General features: G+C 38.9%; 16 protein-coding genes. 9 read left to right on the forward strand and 7 right to left on the reverse strand.

Annotation, left to right across the window (positions count from 1 at the left end):
* Positions 1–57 precede the first annotated feature (57 nt).
* The 6 genes from KA713_00790 to KA713_00815 form a co-directional block, all read right to left on the reverse strand.
* Positions 58–723 carry a hypothetical protein gene (locus KA713_00790; protein ID UXE67174.1) on the reverse strand — a complete coding sequence of 222 codons (666 nt, stop codon included), beginning with the start codon at positions 721–723 and terminating at the stop codon, positions 58–60.
* Between the two features lie 163 nt (positions 724–886).
* Positions 887–1,315: a hypothetical protein gene (locus KA713_00795; GenBank protein UXE67175.1), complete on the reverse strand. Its 429-nt coding sequence runs from the start codon at positions 1,313–1,315 to the stop codon at positions 887–889.
* Between the two features lie 343 nt (positions 1,316–1,658).
* Complete coding sequence (locus KA713_00800; protein UXE67176.1) at positions 1,659–2,066, reverse strand: hypothetical protein; 408 nt, start codon at positions 2,064–2,066, stop codon at positions 1,659–1,661.
* Positions 2,067–2,304: 238 nt separating this feature from the next.
* Positions 2,305–2,529: a hypothetical protein gene (locus KA713_00805; GenBank protein ID UXE67177.1), complete on the reverse strand. Its 225-nt coding sequence runs from the start codon at positions 2,527–2,529 to the stop codon at positions 2,305–2,307.
* A 236-nt stretch (positions 2,530–2,765) separates the two neighbouring features.
* Entirely contained in the window at positions 2,766–3,863 is a 1,098-nt protein-coding gene (locus KA713_00810) for an ionic transporter y4hA (protein ID UXE67178.1), read from the reverse strand.
* Positions 3,864–3,944: 81 nt separating this feature from the next.
* A complete protein-coding gene (locus KA713_00815) occupies positions 3,945–5,174 on the reverse strand; it encodes an amidohydrolase (protein UXE68986.1) in 1,230 nt (409 codons plus the stop codon).
* A 297-nt stretch (positions 5,175–5,471) separates the two neighbouring features.
* Here KA713_00815 and KA713_00820 point away from each other — a divergent pair, with 297 nt between their 5' ends.
* Positions 5,472–5,690 (forward strand): DUF308 domain-containing protein, encoded by a 219-nt coding sequence (locus KA713_00820; protein ID UXE67179.1) that lies wholly within the window; start codon positions 5,472–5,474, stop codon positions 5,688–5,690.
* A gap of 9 nt (positions 5,691–5,699) precedes the next feature.
* Complete coding sequence (locus KA713_00825) at positions 5,700–6,056, forward strand: DUF308 domain-containing protein (protein UXE67180.1); 357 nt, start codon at positions 5,700–5,702, stop codon at positions 6,054–6,056.
* Positions 6,057–6,269: 213 nt separating this feature from the next.
* On the opposite strand, the gene KA713_00830 is transcribed toward KA713_00825, so the two are convergent.
* Complete coding sequence (locus KA713_00830) at positions 6,270–7,469, reverse strand: IS4 family transposase (protein ID UXE67181.1); 1,200 nt, start codon at positions 7,467–7,469, stop codon at positions 6,270–6,272.
* A 206-nt stretch (positions 7,470–7,675) separates the two neighbouring features.
* On the opposite strand from KA713_00830, the gene KA713_00835 reads away from it, so the two are divergent.
* From KA713_00835 to KA713_00865, 7 genes are all read left to right on the forward strand, one after another.
* Positions 7,676–8,158, forward strand: coding sequence for a hypothetical protein (locus tag KA713_00835; GenBank protein ID UXE67182.1), 483 nt, complete (start codon positions 7,676–7,678; stop codon positions 8,156–8,158).
* A 182-nt stretch (positions 8,159–8,340) separates the two neighbouring features.
* Entirely contained in the window at positions 8,341–9,447 is a 1,107-nt protein-coding gene (locus KA713_00840) for a carboxypeptidase-like regulatory domain-containing protein (protein UXE67183.1), read from the forward strand.
* Between the two features lie 176 nt (positions 9,448–9,623).
* Entirely contained in the window at positions 9,624–10,115 is a 492-nt protein-coding gene (locus KA713_00845; GenBank protein ID UXE67184.1) for a hypothetical protein, read from the forward strand.
* A gap of 522 nt (positions 10,116–10,637) precedes the next feature.
* Positions 10,638–12,041 (forward strand): site-specific DNA-methyltransferase, encoded by a 1,404-nt coding sequence (locus tag KA713_00850; protein ID UXE67185.1) that lies wholly within the window; start codon positions 10,638–10,640, stop codon positions 12,039–12,041.
* A 76-nt stretch (positions 12,042–12,117) separates the two neighbouring features.
* Positions 12,118–12,645 (forward strand): site-specific DNA-methyltransferase, encoded by a 528-nt coding sequence (locus KA713_00855; protein UXE68987.1) that lies wholly within the window; start codon positions 12,118–12,120, stop codon positions 12,643–12,645.
* A 4-nt stretch (positions 12,646–12,649) separates the two neighbouring features.
* Positions 12,650–15,202 (forward strand): DEAD/DEAH box helicase family protein, encoded by a 2,553-nt coding sequence (locus KA713_00860; protein ID UXE67186.1) that lies wholly within the window; start codon positions 12,650–12,652, stop codon positions 15,200–15,202.
* A 384-nt stretch (positions 15,203–15,586) separates the two neighbouring features.
* Entirely contained in the window at positions 15,587–15,952 is a 366-nt protein-coding gene (locus KA713_00865) for a hypothetical protein (GenBank protein ID UXE67187.1), read from the forward strand.
* Positions 15,953–16,072: the final 120 nt, after the last annotated feature.

Raw genomic sequence — 16,072 nt, forward strand, 5'->3', positions numbered from 1 at the left:
AAACGTTGGATTACGCGTCAACCCCGCTTGACGCAAATACATTGTTGTGTGGCGTTTTCATCCACTCTTTATTTTCGTCAGCTTGTCCAACGTCTCTTTACCAGTTCTTACAAGTCCAACGGTTTTGTGTCGGTTAAACTGTGGGTCAGTTATTTTTGCTATTTCCAGCGCTTTGTCCGCGTACTGCCTTGCTTCATCTGTTTTCCCCAGTTTGTCACATAGGTCTGCAATTACTCTTGCGTAGAAAAATCTTTCGTCATTCAGGGAGAGACTGCCCCCGGTTTTTTCAAAGTCAACCGTTAATAACTTGTAAGCCGCGTCAAATTTGTCCCGCTGGTCTGATTCTAAGATAGTTTCAACCAACTTTATGTCCGCAACTCCACTTGTCCCACCTCTGTTACTTATTTTATAATGGTCCGCGACTTGTCGGTAATAGTTTTCTGCTCTTTCGTAGTCACCATTTGTAAAAAAGTAGTCTCCGAGTTGTTCTTTGCCGAATATGGTTGAGAAGTCCTCAGATGGAAAGTCTTTTATTAATCTTTCCATTAACTCAAGTCCAACGGTTTGCAATTTCTTGTCTGTCGAGCCTAATAAGTAACTCGCTTGAATTCTTAAGTACTGTGCTTTGTGATAAGCTCCTCTCGAACGTTTGAGTTTGGTCTCAAATAACCCACTGGTCTCCCTGTCCCAATTTGTATTTCTGTACCAGTCGTCTTGTCCCATAGTTTATGTTGTCCCGAAAATGCCACACAACGTGAGTATTTGCGTTCGAGCGGGGCTTCCGAAGCCACGCCTTGTCCCCGACAACGAACGCATTAAAGATACGAAACGTTGGACTACGCGTCAACCCCGCTTGACGCAAATACAGTGTTAGCGCCTGTATTTTCTACGGCTTTCTATAAAAGTCAGTCAAGGAATTTGAGTATAAGCAATAGTCAATTTTACTCGACACTTCAAACAGTCCAGGATTCTTGGCTCCTATGGGAACTAACATTAATTTGGCCTTCTCTTTAACTTTTAGTCTTTCGTTTACCGGTTCGATTCTGTTGTCGAACGATATGTCAAAATAATACAAGTATTCGTTTATGAAACCTAGATACTTTTTAGACGACTTTGATTTTAGTGTACCATTATTGTCGACCAATGTAAGTTTATCACGCTTTGAAATTGCCTTTTGAAACTCCACGGCATTCAATGGCAAGTTGTCCAGTGTGGGTATTACGTTAAATTGCCCGTCTGCCATTATCCATTTGTCTAAACCAGTTAAATATGTTTCAACAACTACGTGCCCAGCTCCATATTTTCTCGTTTCCACGTCTTTTGTTTTTAAGGCAAGGACTCGCGATTTCAAGCCAACTGCGTTTAATGCGGCACATAGTACATAGCTATACTCTACGCATCTAAACTGTTTACCTTGTTTAGCTTCTTTTAAAATTGTCAATGAGCAGATGTCAGTCGTCTACTAATTAGTCGTCAGCGAAATTGGGGACGCACACTCGTCCCGCAAATTGGCCATAACGTAAATATTTGCGATCGGGCGGGAATTTGGAACTGCGTCCTGTCCACGACACCAAACGCAATAAAGATAACAAAACTTTGAACCACACGTCAACCCCGCCTGGCGCAAATATATTGTTGTGGGTCGTTCGCGTCCACCGTTAACTTGTCAACGGTTGAAATTTTAAAATTCTTTGAAGCTTATTGTTAATTCGTTGTCCAAAGTCGGCATTAATCGTTGTCATTAAGTCTACTTGCTTTGCAAAAAGTTGAAGTCGAAAGTCCTCGTTTTCTTTTCTATTCTGAACCTCCCACTTTGTTGCCATCTCAAATGTCAAATTGTCGAATACCTCGTAAAGGAGTTCGTCAATGTCAAACGGCATTTTTCTAAATATTTCTTCTCCTCGCTCTCGGCATACATAATTGTAGCCATGTCCGTCAAGTTCGATAAAGGGTTTTGCAAAGTCGTTCGAGTGGTTGATTTCCGGAAGCAATTCAATGTCCCCGTTTACTTTCCTTAACTCGGTCACAAGCCTCTTTTGTAAGTCGTCAGGATTTAATGTCGGCATAGTCTAATTTGTCCAAGCGAATGACCCACAACGTTTGTGTTTCTGCAGTGGTGCGCTTCCGAAGCCGCGTCCTGTCCCACGAAACCAAACGTGGAACGAAGATAAAAACTTATAGCTTACACGTCACCGCACCATTGCAGAAACATTTTGTTGGTGGCTGTGTGGCCTTGTCCTCACTTCATTCGAAGTCTTCTCGTCCGTCCTATAGGTCTGCCATCATTAATTTTATGGAGTCAACTTATTTTCTAAACATTTCTAATAATGCTCCTGCTCCTAAATATGTGTAGTATGGTATAGCAGCTAAATCAACTTTAAAGTCACCGTTATGATTAAAATATGGAAATTGTTTACCCTCCTTTCTTGCATTCGTAACATCTTTAGGACTTGCAACTCCAACTAGAAAATAGTCATATACTTGCTTTTTAGCAGGAACAACCAAGTGTTGAAAATCTTCAGAGCCCATTACTGGTGGCATGCCTTGGCAACGGGAAGGGGAGGTAGACCTTACCCGTGTGTGAAGTAAGGGAGGAGCGTAAGCTTCTCCCTTTTTTTAGTTGCTTTAGGTCCACAAAGGCCTTTTCGATCGGCCACTTCCAAGCTAAGTGATCTATTAATTTAAATGCACATCAGAAGATTCTCTGTTATCTTTTTCGTTTGATCTAATAATACCTTTTTAAATGTGGTGCTCTTGCGAGGAACTTACGGAACAAAGTTCACTAATAGATAAACAGAGAAAATAACCAGGAGTACGATGCCTTGCAAAATTGTTGTTTTACCAGTGCTAAGCGAAAGCACAATAATAAAAAGTGAAAGTAAAAAAAGTACCATCATTTCAGAACTCAAGCCTAGTGAAATGGGAATCCCTGTAGCAATTGAAATGAATGAAACAGTCGGTAAAGTAAGTCCAATCGTTGCTAAAGAAGAACCAAGCGACAGGTTAAGGCCTTGCTGTAGTTGATTTTTTCTGGCCGCATTAACAGCCGAAATTCCTTCCGGTAAAAGGATGATGCTTGCGATAAGAATGCCAACTATTTCTCTTGGCGCTCCAATCTCCTCAATAAATGATTCTAACGGATGTGCCATTGATTCAGCCAGCAAAACAATAACGACCAAAAAGATCACAAGCAATAACGCACTTGTAATCGTTTCCTTTTTTGAAGGAAATAAATCTTCTGATTCTATCGCCTCATCATCGGAAATAAAGTCATCCTTGTGCCTGATGGTTTGAACAAACAAAAAGCTCCCATAAAGAATTAGTGTTACGAATGCAACAAACGCTAATTGCTCTGTGCTATAAAAGGGTCCTGTGACGGCAAGTGTAAAGTTTGGTAAAATCAGCGTTAAAACCGAGATAGCAACCAGCACTGTTATGGCAGCCTTTGCTCCATCTATCGAGAATGTTTGGTTCTTAAATTTAATTCCTCCAATTAAAATCACAAGGCCTACCATGCCTGTCAGAATGATCATTACCGTTGCAAAAACGGTATCGCGCGCAAGCATTGATGAATCAGCTCCTGCTTCGAACATCAGTGAGACTATAATGGAAACTTCAATTAAGGTGACTGCTAAAGCCAAGATCAGGGCGCCATAAGGTTCACCAACTTTTTTTGCAACAACCTCCGCATGATGAACAGCATTTAATACGCCAACAATCAGCGCCAAAAAGGAGAGAATATAGAACGGAACCCAGTGGACAATCTCACCAATAATAAAAACACCCCAGACCAAAACTGGTACCAGAAAGGTCCACACGGAAAAACCGTAAATATTGTTGGCATTCTTGGAGAGCTGACTCATTGTTTTTGCTTCTTTAATTTACAGATGCTGCTAATGTATTGTACGGCCTAACGTTGAGGCTACGCTAATCGGAAAAATAATTCATTTCTTAAACGCTTCCAACACCATTGCTGTTCCAACAGCTGTTCCTAAAGGAATAGCGGAAAGATCTACTATGAAATTACCATTGTGATTGCTGAACGGGAATAGCTTTCCATCCTTTTGTGCTTGGGCAAATAACTCCGGAGGCGCAACGCCAATAAGCATGTAGTCATAAGGCACATTCGGATAATCTCTAACCAATACGTGAAAATCTTCCGAACCCATCACCGGTGGAAGTGGCAAGTTCTTGCCTGGGCCGAATATCTTTTCCAGAGCGATGTTCATTTTCTCCACCAGCTTCTTGTCATTATTTAGCGGACCCAATTTTTGCTTCTGTTTAAATGTGGGGTACAAATTCTTTGGCAATCCATTGGCTACAGCAATACCCTCATTAATACGATTTATTCCATCCACCATAATAGATCTGTCCTTTTCTGAATACCATCGCAAGTTTAATTTTAGGGTTGCACTAGCTGGAATCACATTATTATCAGTGCCCGCACTTACAGCACCCACTGTTAAAACTGCAGGATGCTGTGGGTCCATATTACGGCTGATCAAGGTTTGATATTGAATGATTGCATTCGCTGCCATTACAATTGGATCCTTGGTTTGTTCGGGGGTAGATCCATGCCCGCTGATTCCATAAAAAGTAATATCAATCTGATCGGCTCCCGCCAAACGATCCCCAGGCATGTTGAGGTATAATCCAACTGCGGCAGGTCCTGTATGCATACCCAGCAAGTAATTAGGTACGGGCACACCTTTGGTGTACATCTCATCGGCCATAGCAATTGCGCCAAAGCCAGTTTCTTCCGCAGGCTGACCTATTAATACAAGTGTCCCTTTCCATTCCTTCTTTAGATTCACCATCATTTTGGCTATGCCAAGCAACCAGGTGGTGTGCGCATCGTGGCCGCACATGTGCCCCAGAGGCACCTCAATCCCTTCGGTATTCTTTGCGGTTTTTGTACTGGCGTATGACAAGCCTGTTGTTTCTTTTACTGCATTGCAATCCATATCGGCCCTCCGCATTACTATAGGTCCGTCACCATTTTTTAAAATACCGGCTACACCTGTTTTCGCAATGCCTGTTATTGTAGTGAAGCCAAGTGCTTTTAGCTCCTTGGCAACAATACCAGCCGTACGCACTTCCTCAAATGCCAATTCAGGATTTTGATGAAAGTCTTTGAAGATTTCAATCAACCTTAACCCGTCCGCGTTAGCCATTTTCTTTAATTGATCAGGAGTAGTTTGAGCATGCAGATGCTGGGTTGCCAGAAAAACGAGAAAAAACAGTTTAATCTTTTTCATTTAAGGGTTGATAATTATTAAACATTTTCAGTTAAACAATAATGGTAACAGTAAGGTAATATTGATTTGGTAAAATTTACTTTTAAAGGTGTATATTTATAAGCCAATAAGCAAACCAATTACGCCTTTCACTTCTAGCATAACTGAAATAATATTCTTTCTCCACAAAAGATCACACTCATTTCTATTATCTCAAACTTTATTCTCCAAACAATGGAAAACCAAGTTATTAAAACTTTTAAAAGCGCAATCAACTATTGGTACTTATCGTTGATACTCGGCATTCTTTTCATCATTTCAGGAATCCTGGTTTTACGTACACCGTTAGAATCGTTTCTGGCACTTTCTATCATATTTAGTGTCACATTTTTTGTTCACGGTTTCTTTGAAATCGTTTATTCCATAGCCAACCGCAAGCAAGTAGAAAACTAGGGCTGGGTATTGTCTAGTGGTGTTGTTGATTTGCTGTTTGGAATGTGGCTAATATCAAGTCCATTGGTTTCGATGGCTGTATTACCATTTTTTGTTGGGTTTATGTTGTTGTTCCGCTCTTTCACAGCAATAGGTTTTGCAATTGATTTAAAATCTTTGGGTGTTAAAGAATGGAGATGGTTATTAGCCCTTGGCATTTTAGGCATGCTGTTTTCTTTTATCCTGCTTTGGAATCCCTTGCTTGCCGGATTAACCATTGTGATCTGGACAGCATTAGGATTTATAACCCTTGGTGTCTATAGAATATTTCTATCGTTTAAACTTAAGCAGTTGCATACTCTTTCGAAGAAATTGTCCTTTGGCTAGTTAGTATTAAAAAAATGAGTTTATCACTATTCTTGGCTGTCTCCGCTTTTTTTTGAATTAAGTTTAATAAATGTCAAAGGCTAAGGTTGAACATAAAAGATTTCTAAAAACCTAAAAATTAACATTCTTGTCCGACTAAACTAGTCTAAAAAGTCATATTTCCGTAGGGGAATTAGGTCTTAAAATGACGCTTCGTTTTTAGGGGTAGTTGCCTTACGCGATGAACAAAGGAGGGTCGCTGCTTTTTCGCCAAGCGGTATACGTATCTTTGATGAAATCGAACAAGGCAACATAACTCATCAAATGTAGCCGTATCACAGTAATCATATTGGCAAATGATTTTTTAGTCTGTGCTTTTTTGCGGATAACGACCATTAATAGTTGAGCTATGAGCACTGCATACACTTGTATTTTAATCGCATTCTCGCTGTTACCCCAGAAGTAGCGCAGTGGAAAATTTTGTTTGATTTGTTTGAACAAGAGCTCAATCATCCATCTACACTTGTAAATCAAAGCGATTTGCGCACAGGGTAGCGTAAAGTTGTTGGTTATGAAGATGAACACTTTGCCATCATCGGATTTGAAAGTAATCCGTCTGAGTTTTAATCGCAAGGTCTGCTCTGCGGTTTTGTAGCCCACTGTGACGTACTGCTCTTTGAGAACACCCTTTGCATTTTTCCTTTGAGTGTTGTCGATAATTACTTTGGTGACATGGTACACGGCATTGCTTTTCATGCGTGTTACGAACCATACTTTTTGATTTGTCCACTTTACAAATTGATGATACAGGTTATACGCCTTATCAAATACGACAAAGCTATTGGCCGGTAACTTAATGTGGTAGAGGAATTTACGGTCATGTACCTTGGCTTCGGTCATTCTTACAAATTCAGCCACACCTGAAAAGGCATCCATCAAGGCATGCACTTTGATACCACCTTTCTTGCGTGAACCATCCAGCGGATTACGACCAACTCCTCGTAGAATGTCGCTAAACAAGCGGATGGTAGTACTGTCTATGATTTTCAAGTTACGTATACTGAGACCTTTCAACCGGCTGTCCGAGATAAAACTGTGATATTGCTTGAGTAATTTGAAGTAGATCGTTTCAAATACCAGATAACTGCGATTGTTGTTTGCATCGGATAGCGTACTACGAGCGGGAGCCTGATCGAAACCAAGATGTGTCAGCTTTCCTTCGCAGGCCAATATGCCCTCACAAAGCTCCCGAAGGCCATTACAATAACTGAAAACACCGTATAAAAGACTTACCAGATGAACTCGTACTGGGAGACGTTTATAATACCGATTGCTTCGATGTTGCTTGCTGGACTGCTTGATAATATCCGTGGATATGCAAGAAAGTATTTGAGAAAGAATCGGCTGTCCGACAAATTTTTTACCTTTATTCATGGCTATGTGAAGTGTGGTAACTAAACGTAACCATAAAGGGTGACCTTAAAAAGGACGCCCTTTAAAAATTTTAGTCGGACAATAGTGTTTTGTTATCTTTATTCCGTTCGGTGCTGGGGACGGGACGCAGTTCCAAATTCCCGCCCGATCGCAAATATTTACGTTGTGCGCAAGTTGATAAGACGCCACGACACAAGACAATGAGAATGACAAGAATATTAATTACAGTTTTACTACTTGGGCTTTCAATCAATTCTTTCGGACAGAAATACTATTATTATAAACCGTGGAAAAATTTCAGTATCCAGGCTGACAAAATCATTTTGACCATTGACACGGTTAAATCAAAAGAAGAAAAAGAGTTTCTTGACAAAATTGCCGCTCAATTATCTAGACAACTTAATTCACATGGACTTGAGTGTGTTGTAACTGACATTACTTCAACCAGTAGCGATAAGAAAACCATAAAGATAAAATTGTCATTATTAACGCCCGCATATGTGAAACTAGAAACCCTAGGCGCAAAAATACCGCTTTGTAATCGAGTGACTTTTCAACAAATTGAGCCAAAGACGGACAAAAGAATTGACACGACTTTAAACATATCAGTTGACAAGGAAGAAGATGCGATTTCTCTATTGACTGACGACTTGACAAAAAGAATTTTAAAACAATTGACTAAGAAGTGAGGACTGATCCACCAGCGCACAACAAAATGTTTGCGCAATGGTGGGGTGACGTGTTAGTTCAAAGTGTTATCTTCGTTCAACGTTTAGTTTTCGGGGACAGGACGCGGCTTCTAAAGCCCACCACTGCGCAAACACAAACGTTGTGGGCAAGCCTCTGAAAAGATTCAGACCTAACCAAAAATATGATACATAGACTATTGGGACTTATTTTCTTAACGTTTCTCTCGACAAATACCTATTCTCAGGAAAATCATTTTTTTAAGAGTAAATTGGTTGAAAAAGGAACGAACAACCCTGTTCCCTTTGCTAATGTGACTATTGCAAATACTACACTGGGGACAGCCGCTAACTTGAACGGAGACTTCGTCATTAAAATTGATAAACGCTACTATGGAGAAAAACTCAAAATATCTTGTGTTGGATTTATTACACGGACTATCTCAATTGACAGCGTTTTAAACCAGCCATTAACTTTGATTGAACTAAATCCTGATGTTAGCCTTTTGGACGAAATAATCATAAGTCAAGCTCCATTAAACCCCGCTGAAATTGTTAAAAAAGCGATTGAATCAACGCAGGACAATTATTTAAATACTCCTTTCAACATGGAGTTTTATTCGGAAATAGTCGCGACTGACAATACCACTAATAAAGAGTTCAAACTTGAGACTGTTTTATTTGGATACTGTGAGGGATATTCTACCTCTAAACAAAAGAAATTTGAAATACTGCAAAGAAGGACAACTGGAGAAGACCATTTAAAGGCACTTGACTATCCATACTGGCCAACATTTGAAATACATAACGTTGATCAGATTTCAAGTTCCTTTAGACAGGGAGTACTTAACTCAAAGCATTTAGATAAATTTAGCTTAAAATATTTAGGAGCGTCAATATTTGATAATGATACGGTTTATAATATTGAATACTATGCACCCAAGCCGACAAAGGAGATTACTGGGTATGGAATAGTTCCCAAAACCTATAAAGGCAATATTTACATAACGACAAATACTCACGCAATCGTCAAACATGAGATTGTAACTGACCAATTCTCATACATGATAATCTATAAAAAGCAAGACGACAAATATTTTCCGTATCTAATTATTGGTGACAGGTCACCGACAGCGATTAGAATGTTCAGCAAAGTTCGTAATTCTTTGATTTTAAAGTACATTGAAGCGAAGAACGTAAAATTGATTGATTATAAAACGAACGAGTTTGAAGACACAGATAAAGTAAGTTATGACGAGACTTTTTGGACAAACAATTATCCCAAGAATTGAGATTGAGTTTGCGGCCAGCCCACAACAATATATTTGCGATAGGCGGGGTTGACGTGTAGTTCAAAGTTTTGTTATCTTTATTGCGTTCGGTGTTGGGGACAGGACGCAGTTTCAAAATCCCCGCCCATCGCAAATATTCGCGTTATGTGGCATTTTGTAAGACAGACCAGACGACAATGAAAAATCAATTAGTGAAGGGATTTGTAGATTTCATTTACGGGACAAGCCGAGTTAAAGAAAAATATCAGATTGACAACCCAAGTGAGACAGTTGTAGCAGCAGACGCTTCAAAGGGCATAGTGACAACTGACAATCAAGACGTAAGACGCGGTATTGATTGGGTTAATTCGCAGCGAGCAGTGATAATTATGACAACCGAGAAAATTGTTTGTGGCAAGTGGACCATCCCAATTGACAACATTTCAACTGCTCAACTTGTGAAAATTAACTCTTTATTTGGAGGTGGACAAGTCCTAAAAATAAGGACACTTGACAATACCAATTACCAGTTTGGAATGCAATTAAATGATGACTGGAGTGTTCAAAGAGTTCTCCCACTGACGATTGAAAATGCGCAGACTAAGTATTCGACATTCAGCATTATCATGCGACTATTTGCAATTGGCTGTGTACTTTACGGACTTTACTTAATGTTGACCGAAGACTAGGATTCGTTAAAAAACGCCACATAACAAAAGCTTATTGCAAGCGGGCGGGACTGTGCGTCATTGAAGTTTGTAGTTCTTTATTTATCTTTATCTCGTTGGACAGGGCGCAGGTTTTAATTGCCCGCCAGCAATAAGCTAAACGTTGGTAGCAATAGGGCCCGGACAAATTTGTGTTTCAAAAAAAAACGGACGACAATTTTCTAACAATGATTCTCCATGTGGACAAGTGAACGTCTCCGCAGACAACTTGGACTTTGAATGAATTAAAACGTGGGACAGATTAAAAAATAATACAGCCGACCCTTCGCATTTTTAAAAAGATTCTCCTCCGAAGTCCCCGCGCATTTGGCACATGCCATAGCCGCGCAAACCCAACGCGCCACCAAAGCTATGGCAAGAGCCAAACCCACCACCACAACGACAAGTAATTCATTGGATTCTAAAGACTTAACTTTTGAAAACAATTTAGGCCAAACCGACCTAAAAAAGTAAATTTGATGATTAACGAATGATAAAAGGCAGATGAAACTGTACGAGATTTTAAATCAACAATTAATAAAAGAACCCAACTTCGTAACTGACAATGGGGAACTGAAAAAGTGGGTAGTACTCAACAAAGCACAAAATTTTGACGAAGAACTTATTGGATTGTTGCTAGACAATGCAGACCTAAAAGACAAGTTTTTTAAAACCGTAAAAGGGACGTTGATTTTTAACCAAAACTTGTTTGTTCAGTTTTTAGAGCAGAAAAACTATCTGAACAACAGCTATACTCAATACAAAAACAAAGTTGGAATAACGATTGACGGAAAATACCTGAAGCAACGCAACGAAGTCTCTTTAGTTTGGCCCTTTAAGGACTGCATTTTAGAAGGTGGACAAAGCCGAGAGGAAGAGAAAAGAGAAGAAATTTTCTTCAATGAATTTTTGGCACAAGATGAAATTACCCAACTTTTAGAACCCAAAGTTTTTACTAACGCCAAACGCATTGACAAAGACGGAGAAAAACCACTTGACCAATTTAGCCGAAACGAAAACGGCACTATAACCGACAACCTGAATATAAAAGGCAACAACCTTTTAGCCTTGCACACTTTAAAAGAAGAATTTACAGATAAAGTAAAACTGATTTACATAGACCCTCCATATAATACAGGTAGTGACAGCTTTAAATACAACGACTCATTTACAGAGTCAACTTGGCTAACTTTTATGCACAATCGTTTAAAAGTCGCTCATAGTTTACTTCATAAATCAGGTGTTCTTTTAGTTCAGATTAATGACCACAACCAAACATATTTAAAAATATTGCTTGATGATGTTTTTAGAAAAGAGAATTTTATCAATATTATTTCTGTGCGCACTAAATCTCCATCAGGCTTTAAAACTGTAAACTTAGGATTGTTCGAAACGGCAGAATATATATTGATGTATGGCAAATCAAAGAACGATTTCAAATACAATCCACAATATGTTGATTCAGGATATGATGAGAATTATACAGGATATATAACAAACATTACAGAGGAGCCGGAAAAATGGATTATAGATGATATTCGAAAAATAATTTGTAGAAAAGAAGGAATTGACCCAGACACAACAAATCAACCCTACAGTAAGGTTAAAGAAAAAATTGGAGAAGGTGTTTACATTCAAAAATTGTCAGACTTTGCTCTTGCAAACGCAGATTCAGTTTTCCGTCTTACAGCAATTGGTGATGATGCGGGGAAGGAAACACTCGATGCAAAGAAAAAATCTCAAAAAAACCCTGATAAGGTTTTCAAAGTAACAAGAGAACAAAATGATTCCAGATTCATTTTGAACGGTCAAGAGATTGCATTCTACTCAAAGAAGATAAAAGAAATAGATGGCAAAAGCATACCAACAACAATTCTTACAAATATTTGGTCTGATATAAGCCTATGAAGGCATTGCTTCTGAAGGGGGCGTTACACTAAAGAAAGGTAAAAAGCCTGAGAAACTTCTTAGAAGGATTATAGAAATGACCACCAATAAAAAGGATATCGTTTTAGATTACCATCTAGGAAGTGGAACCACTTGTGCTGTTGCCCATAAATTGGGAAGACAATACATCGGATTAGAGCAATTGGACTATGGAGAAAATGATAGCATAGAAAGGCTCAAAAAAGTAATAAACGGTGACGCAACAGGTATTTCCAAACCAATTAATTGGCAAGGCGGTGGCTCATTCGTCTATCTCGAACTTAAAAAATACAATCAATCTTTTATTGAGCAGATTGAAGAAGCCAAAGACACTAAAAAGCTTTTAAAGATTTGGGAACAGATGAAAGCCAAAAGTTTCCTTAATTACAATGTTGACATTAAAAAGCAGGACGAGCATTTGGATGAATTTAAAGCGCTGAGCCTTGCCGAGCAAAAGCAACACCTTTGCGAACTATTAGACAAAAACCAACTCTATGTAAACCTCTCTTCTCTCAATGATGCCGACTTTGCATGCACCAAAGAAGAAAAGAAAGTGACCAAAGATTTTTACCAGATAAAGAAGTAAGCAAATGGCCGTTCTACACGAAATATTTAATAATCCATTTGCTAAAAGAGCCTTGGCACAGGTTAATGTGCCTATATGGATTAGTGACAATTTAAAACCCGGATTTGGTCAGAGACTTTATCAAATTGAAGCATTCAAGCGATACATATACTTAGACCAAGAAGATTTAGAAGAAAAGCCAAGAAAGCCTTACCACTTGCTTTACAATATGGCAACCGGGAGCGGAAAGACTTTGATAATGGCAGGTTTGATGTTGCACCTTTATCAAAAAGGCTATCGCAACTTTTTGTTTTTCGTCAACAGCAACAACATTATTCAGAAAACCAAGGATAATTTTCTGAATGCAAAAGCTTCAAAATACTTGTTTAGCGAAAAAATTGTCATTGAAGGAAAAGAAGTCTTAATCAAAGAGATTGAAAACTTTGAAGAAGCCGATAATCAGAATATCAATTTAAAGTTTACTACGATTCAACAACTTCACACTGACCTGAACAACACCAAAGAAAACAGTGTAACCTACGAAGACTTTAAGGACAAGAAATTAGTTTTGATTGCCGATGAAGCTCACCACTTGGTAGCAGGGACAAAGTCGGGTAATTTGTTTGGCAGTTGGGAAGACACCGTGAAGAAAATACATGATTCCAATTTTGAAAACATCTTACTTGAATTTACTGCAACTATAGATACAGACACAGCGGCATTAATAAGCCACTATCAGGACAAAGTAATTTTCAAATACGACCTAGCCGAGTTTCGTAAAGACAAGTATTCTAAAGAAATTAATCTTATCCGTTCTTTGTATGATGAGCAAGACCGAATAATTCAAGCCTTGATTTTAAACTTATATCGTCAGGACTTAGCAACTTCGAACAATATCAATCTAAAGCCTGTAATTCTGTTTAAAGCAAAAAAAACAATCAAAGAATCGGAACAGAACAAAGAAAGCTTTCACAAATTAATTGACGGTTTTTCAGTGACAATGGTTGATAAAATCAAAAAGACGTCCACCGTTGCAATCGTTCAAAAAGCTTTCAAGTTTTTTGAAGCAAAGGGAATTTCATCCAACGAAATAGTAAAACGTATTCAAGCAAATTTCAGAATTGAAAATTGCTTAAGTGCAAACAATGACGCAGAAGCCGAGCAAAACCAAATCTTGCTCAATACATTGGAGGATGAAAATAATCCAATCCGTGCCATTTTTGCTGTGCAGAAACTTAATGAAGGTTGGGACGTTTTGAATTTGTTTGATATTGTTCGCCTTTACGAAGACCGAGACGGTAAAGACGGAAAGCCAGGGAAAACCACTCTATCAGAAGCACAGTTAATTGGTCGTGGCGCAAGGTATTATCCTTTTTCGTTAGAAGATGGACAAGACGAGTTTACCAGAAAATTTGATGATGATATCTCTAACGACTTGAAAACGTTGGAAGAATTATATTACCACACTAAAGAAGATAGCCGTTACATATCGGAATTGAAGAAAGCCCTTGTGGACTCGGGTATTTATGAGGATGATGAAAATCTTATAACCAAACAACTGACTTTAAAATTGGACTTTAAGGGAACAGATTTTTACCGTGACGGTCATGTTTTCTTCAACAAGAAAATTCCAAAGAGTTTTGACAACATTAAATCTTTTGCTGACTTAGGGGTTAAGAAAACTAATTACCGTCACACTTTATCTTCGGGTGTTGGAAAAATGTCAGGGGCTTTTGCAGAAACCGAAACTTCAGGAACAGAAGCAATCAAAACCAAAGATGTAAAACTGACTGAAATTTCAAAAAACACCATTCATTTTGCATTGAGTCAAAATCCGTTTTTCTATTTCGACAGTTTATCGCATTACTTTCCAAGTGTATCTTCAATTTCAAACTTCATTGACAGCAAAGACTATTTAGCGGGTTTAGAAATCACGTTTAACGGCACCGCAAACAGACTGAACGAAATCAACCATTTCGACTATTTGCAAGCCTTAATCGGACTTTTGCAAAGAATTGAAGCAGACATAAAGGGCAATTCAACCGAATACGAAGGTTCTGACTATATCAAAGAGCCAATTCACAAAGTTTTCAAAGACAAGGAAATAAAGGTTTCAAAAAACAGCCAGCGTGCAGACGGACAAGAAACGTTGGTAGCAAACGAGCCTTGGTATGTATACAATGCCAACTACGGAACAAGTGAAGAAAAGAAATTTGTAGAACTCTTTGCAAGACGCTTTGAGGGTCTGAATCAGAAGTTTGAGAATATTTACCTAATTCGAAACGAAAGAGAAATCAAAATCTTCGACAAACTTGGACGAGCTTTTGAGCCAGACTTTTTGCTGTTCTGCAGACAACGTGAGGTAGAACAATTAACCTATCAAGTTTTTATTGAGCCTAAAGGTGGAGTGTGGGCACCAAAAGACAAATGGAAGGAAGACTTTTTGAAAGAAATCCGAACCGAGAAAAAGACTATCAAAATCCACACTGACACATATAAGATAACAGCAGTGCCATTCTATAATTACAACAACGAAAATGAATTTAAGACGACATTAGAAGAAGTATTAAACGAATAAAAAAGTGTCCAAATATATTCCACGAAGTCGCACACACATTGCCTGGCCGCACATACCGCACACATCCAAAGCCAGCCAATAAGTGTGCTCAGTGCAGTGTAAGTGGACAAATTAGTAAATGAAAAATGCCCCACCGCGCGACTAACTAAAAAAGATTGGTGTTCATTAACGCGGGACAAAAGACAAGGCTACGAATGAAGTGCGGACAAGGGCCCTACAGCTACCAACAAAATGTTTGCGCAATGGTGGGGTGACGTGTAAGTTCAAAGTGTTATCTTCGTTCAACGTTTGCCCACGCGGACAGTGGCGGCTTCGAAAGCCCACCACTGCGCAAACACAAACGTTGGCGGCAAGGCGTTTGGACAGTGACGACCAATTAAAGAAATGACTGACGACAAAAAACAAACCTACGACTTCATTTGCTTTACAGACTTGGCTTACGAGTTTGACCTTTCCGAGAAGAAAGAAATTGAGAAAAAAATTAAAAGACGACTGAAGTATTACAACCTTGGGGACTACAATCAGGACCGTGTTGACTACATCCGACAATTGAAGAACGATTTATATTTAGAAATATCCCAGACGACAAAATCAAAGTACTTTCATAAGTCAAAATCAAACTACGCGGACTTAGCGGACTTTAATATTGACCGAATGACCACTGACTACAATAAAAAATATGACAAGGTGGACAAGGACGAGCTAATGGGAATGATAAACTTTGCAATTTATTTGTACCATATGAGATAGAGTGAAACGCCCTGCCGCCAACAATGTATTTGCGTCAAGCGGGGTTGACGCGTAATCCAACGTTTTCGTATCTTTAATGCGTTCGCGGTCGGGGACAGGACGCGGCTTCGAAAGCCCCGC

The sequence above is a fragment of the Chryseotalea sp. WA131a genome (assembly GCA_025370075.1).
In the GTDB taxonomy this organism is placed as follows: Bacteria; Bacteroidota; Bacteroidia; order Cytophagales; family Cyclobacteriaceae; genus ELB16-189.

What these genes read in the sequence shown, in the direction of transcription:
- KA713_00790 (UXE67174.1), bottom strand. Translation starts at nt 723, where the DNA reads ATGGGACAAGACGACTGGTACAGAAATACAAATTGGGACAGGGAGACC.
- KA713_00815 (UXE68986.1), bottom strand. Translation starts at nt 5,174, where the DNA reads ATGGCTAACGCGGACGGGTTAAGGTTGATTGAAATCTTCAAAGACTTT.
- KA713_00865 (UXE67187.1), top strand. Translation starts at nt 15,587, where the DNA reads ATGACTGACGACAAAAAACAAACCTACGACTTCATTTGCTTTACAGAC.
- KA713_00805 (UXE67177.1), bottom strand. Translation starts at nt 2,529, where the DNA reads ATGGGCTCTGAAGATTTTCAACACTTGGTTGTTCCTGCTAAAAAGCAA.
- KA713_00820 (UXE67179.1), top strand. Translation starts at nt 5,472, where the DNA reads ATGGAAAACCAAGTTATTAAAACTTTTAAAAGCGCAATCAACTATTGG.
- KA713_00860 (UXE67186.1), top strand. Translation starts at nt 12,650, where the DNA reads ATGGCCGTTCTACACGAAATATTTAATAATCCATTTGCTAAAAGAGCC.
- KA713_00800 (UXE67176.1), bottom strand. Translation starts at nt 2,066, where the DNA reads ATGCCGACATTAAATCCTGACGACTTACAAAAGAGGCTTGTGACCGAG.
- KA713_00850 (UXE67185.1), top strand. Translation starts at nt 10,638, where the DNA reads ATGAAACTGTACGAGATTTTAAATCAACAATTAATAAAAGAACCCAAC.
- KA713_00845 (UXE67184.1), top strand. Translation starts at nt 9,624, where the DNA reads ATGAAAAATCAATTAGTGAAGGGATTTGTAGATTTCATTTACGGGACA.
- KA713_00835 (UXE67182.1), top strand. Translation starts at nt 7,676, where the DNA reads ATGACAAGAATATTAATTACAGTTTTACTACTTGGGCTTTCAATCAAT.
- KA713_00830 (UXE67181.1), bottom strand. Translation starts at nt 7,469, where the DNA reads ATGAATAAAGGTAAAAAATTTGTCGGACAGCCGATTCTTTCTCAAATA.
- KA713_00840 (UXE67183.1), top strand. Translation starts at nt 8,341, where the DNA reads ATGATACATAGACTATTGGGACTTATTTTCTTAACGTTTCTCTCGACA.
- KA713_00810 (UXE67178.1), bottom strand. Translation starts at nt 3,863, where the DNA reads ATGAGTCAGCTCTCCAAGAATGCCAACAATATTTACGGTTTTTCCGTG.
- KA713_00855 (UXE68987.1), top strand. Translation starts at nt 12,118, where the DNA reads ATGACCACCAATAAAAAGGATATCGTTTTAGATTACCATCTAGGAAGT.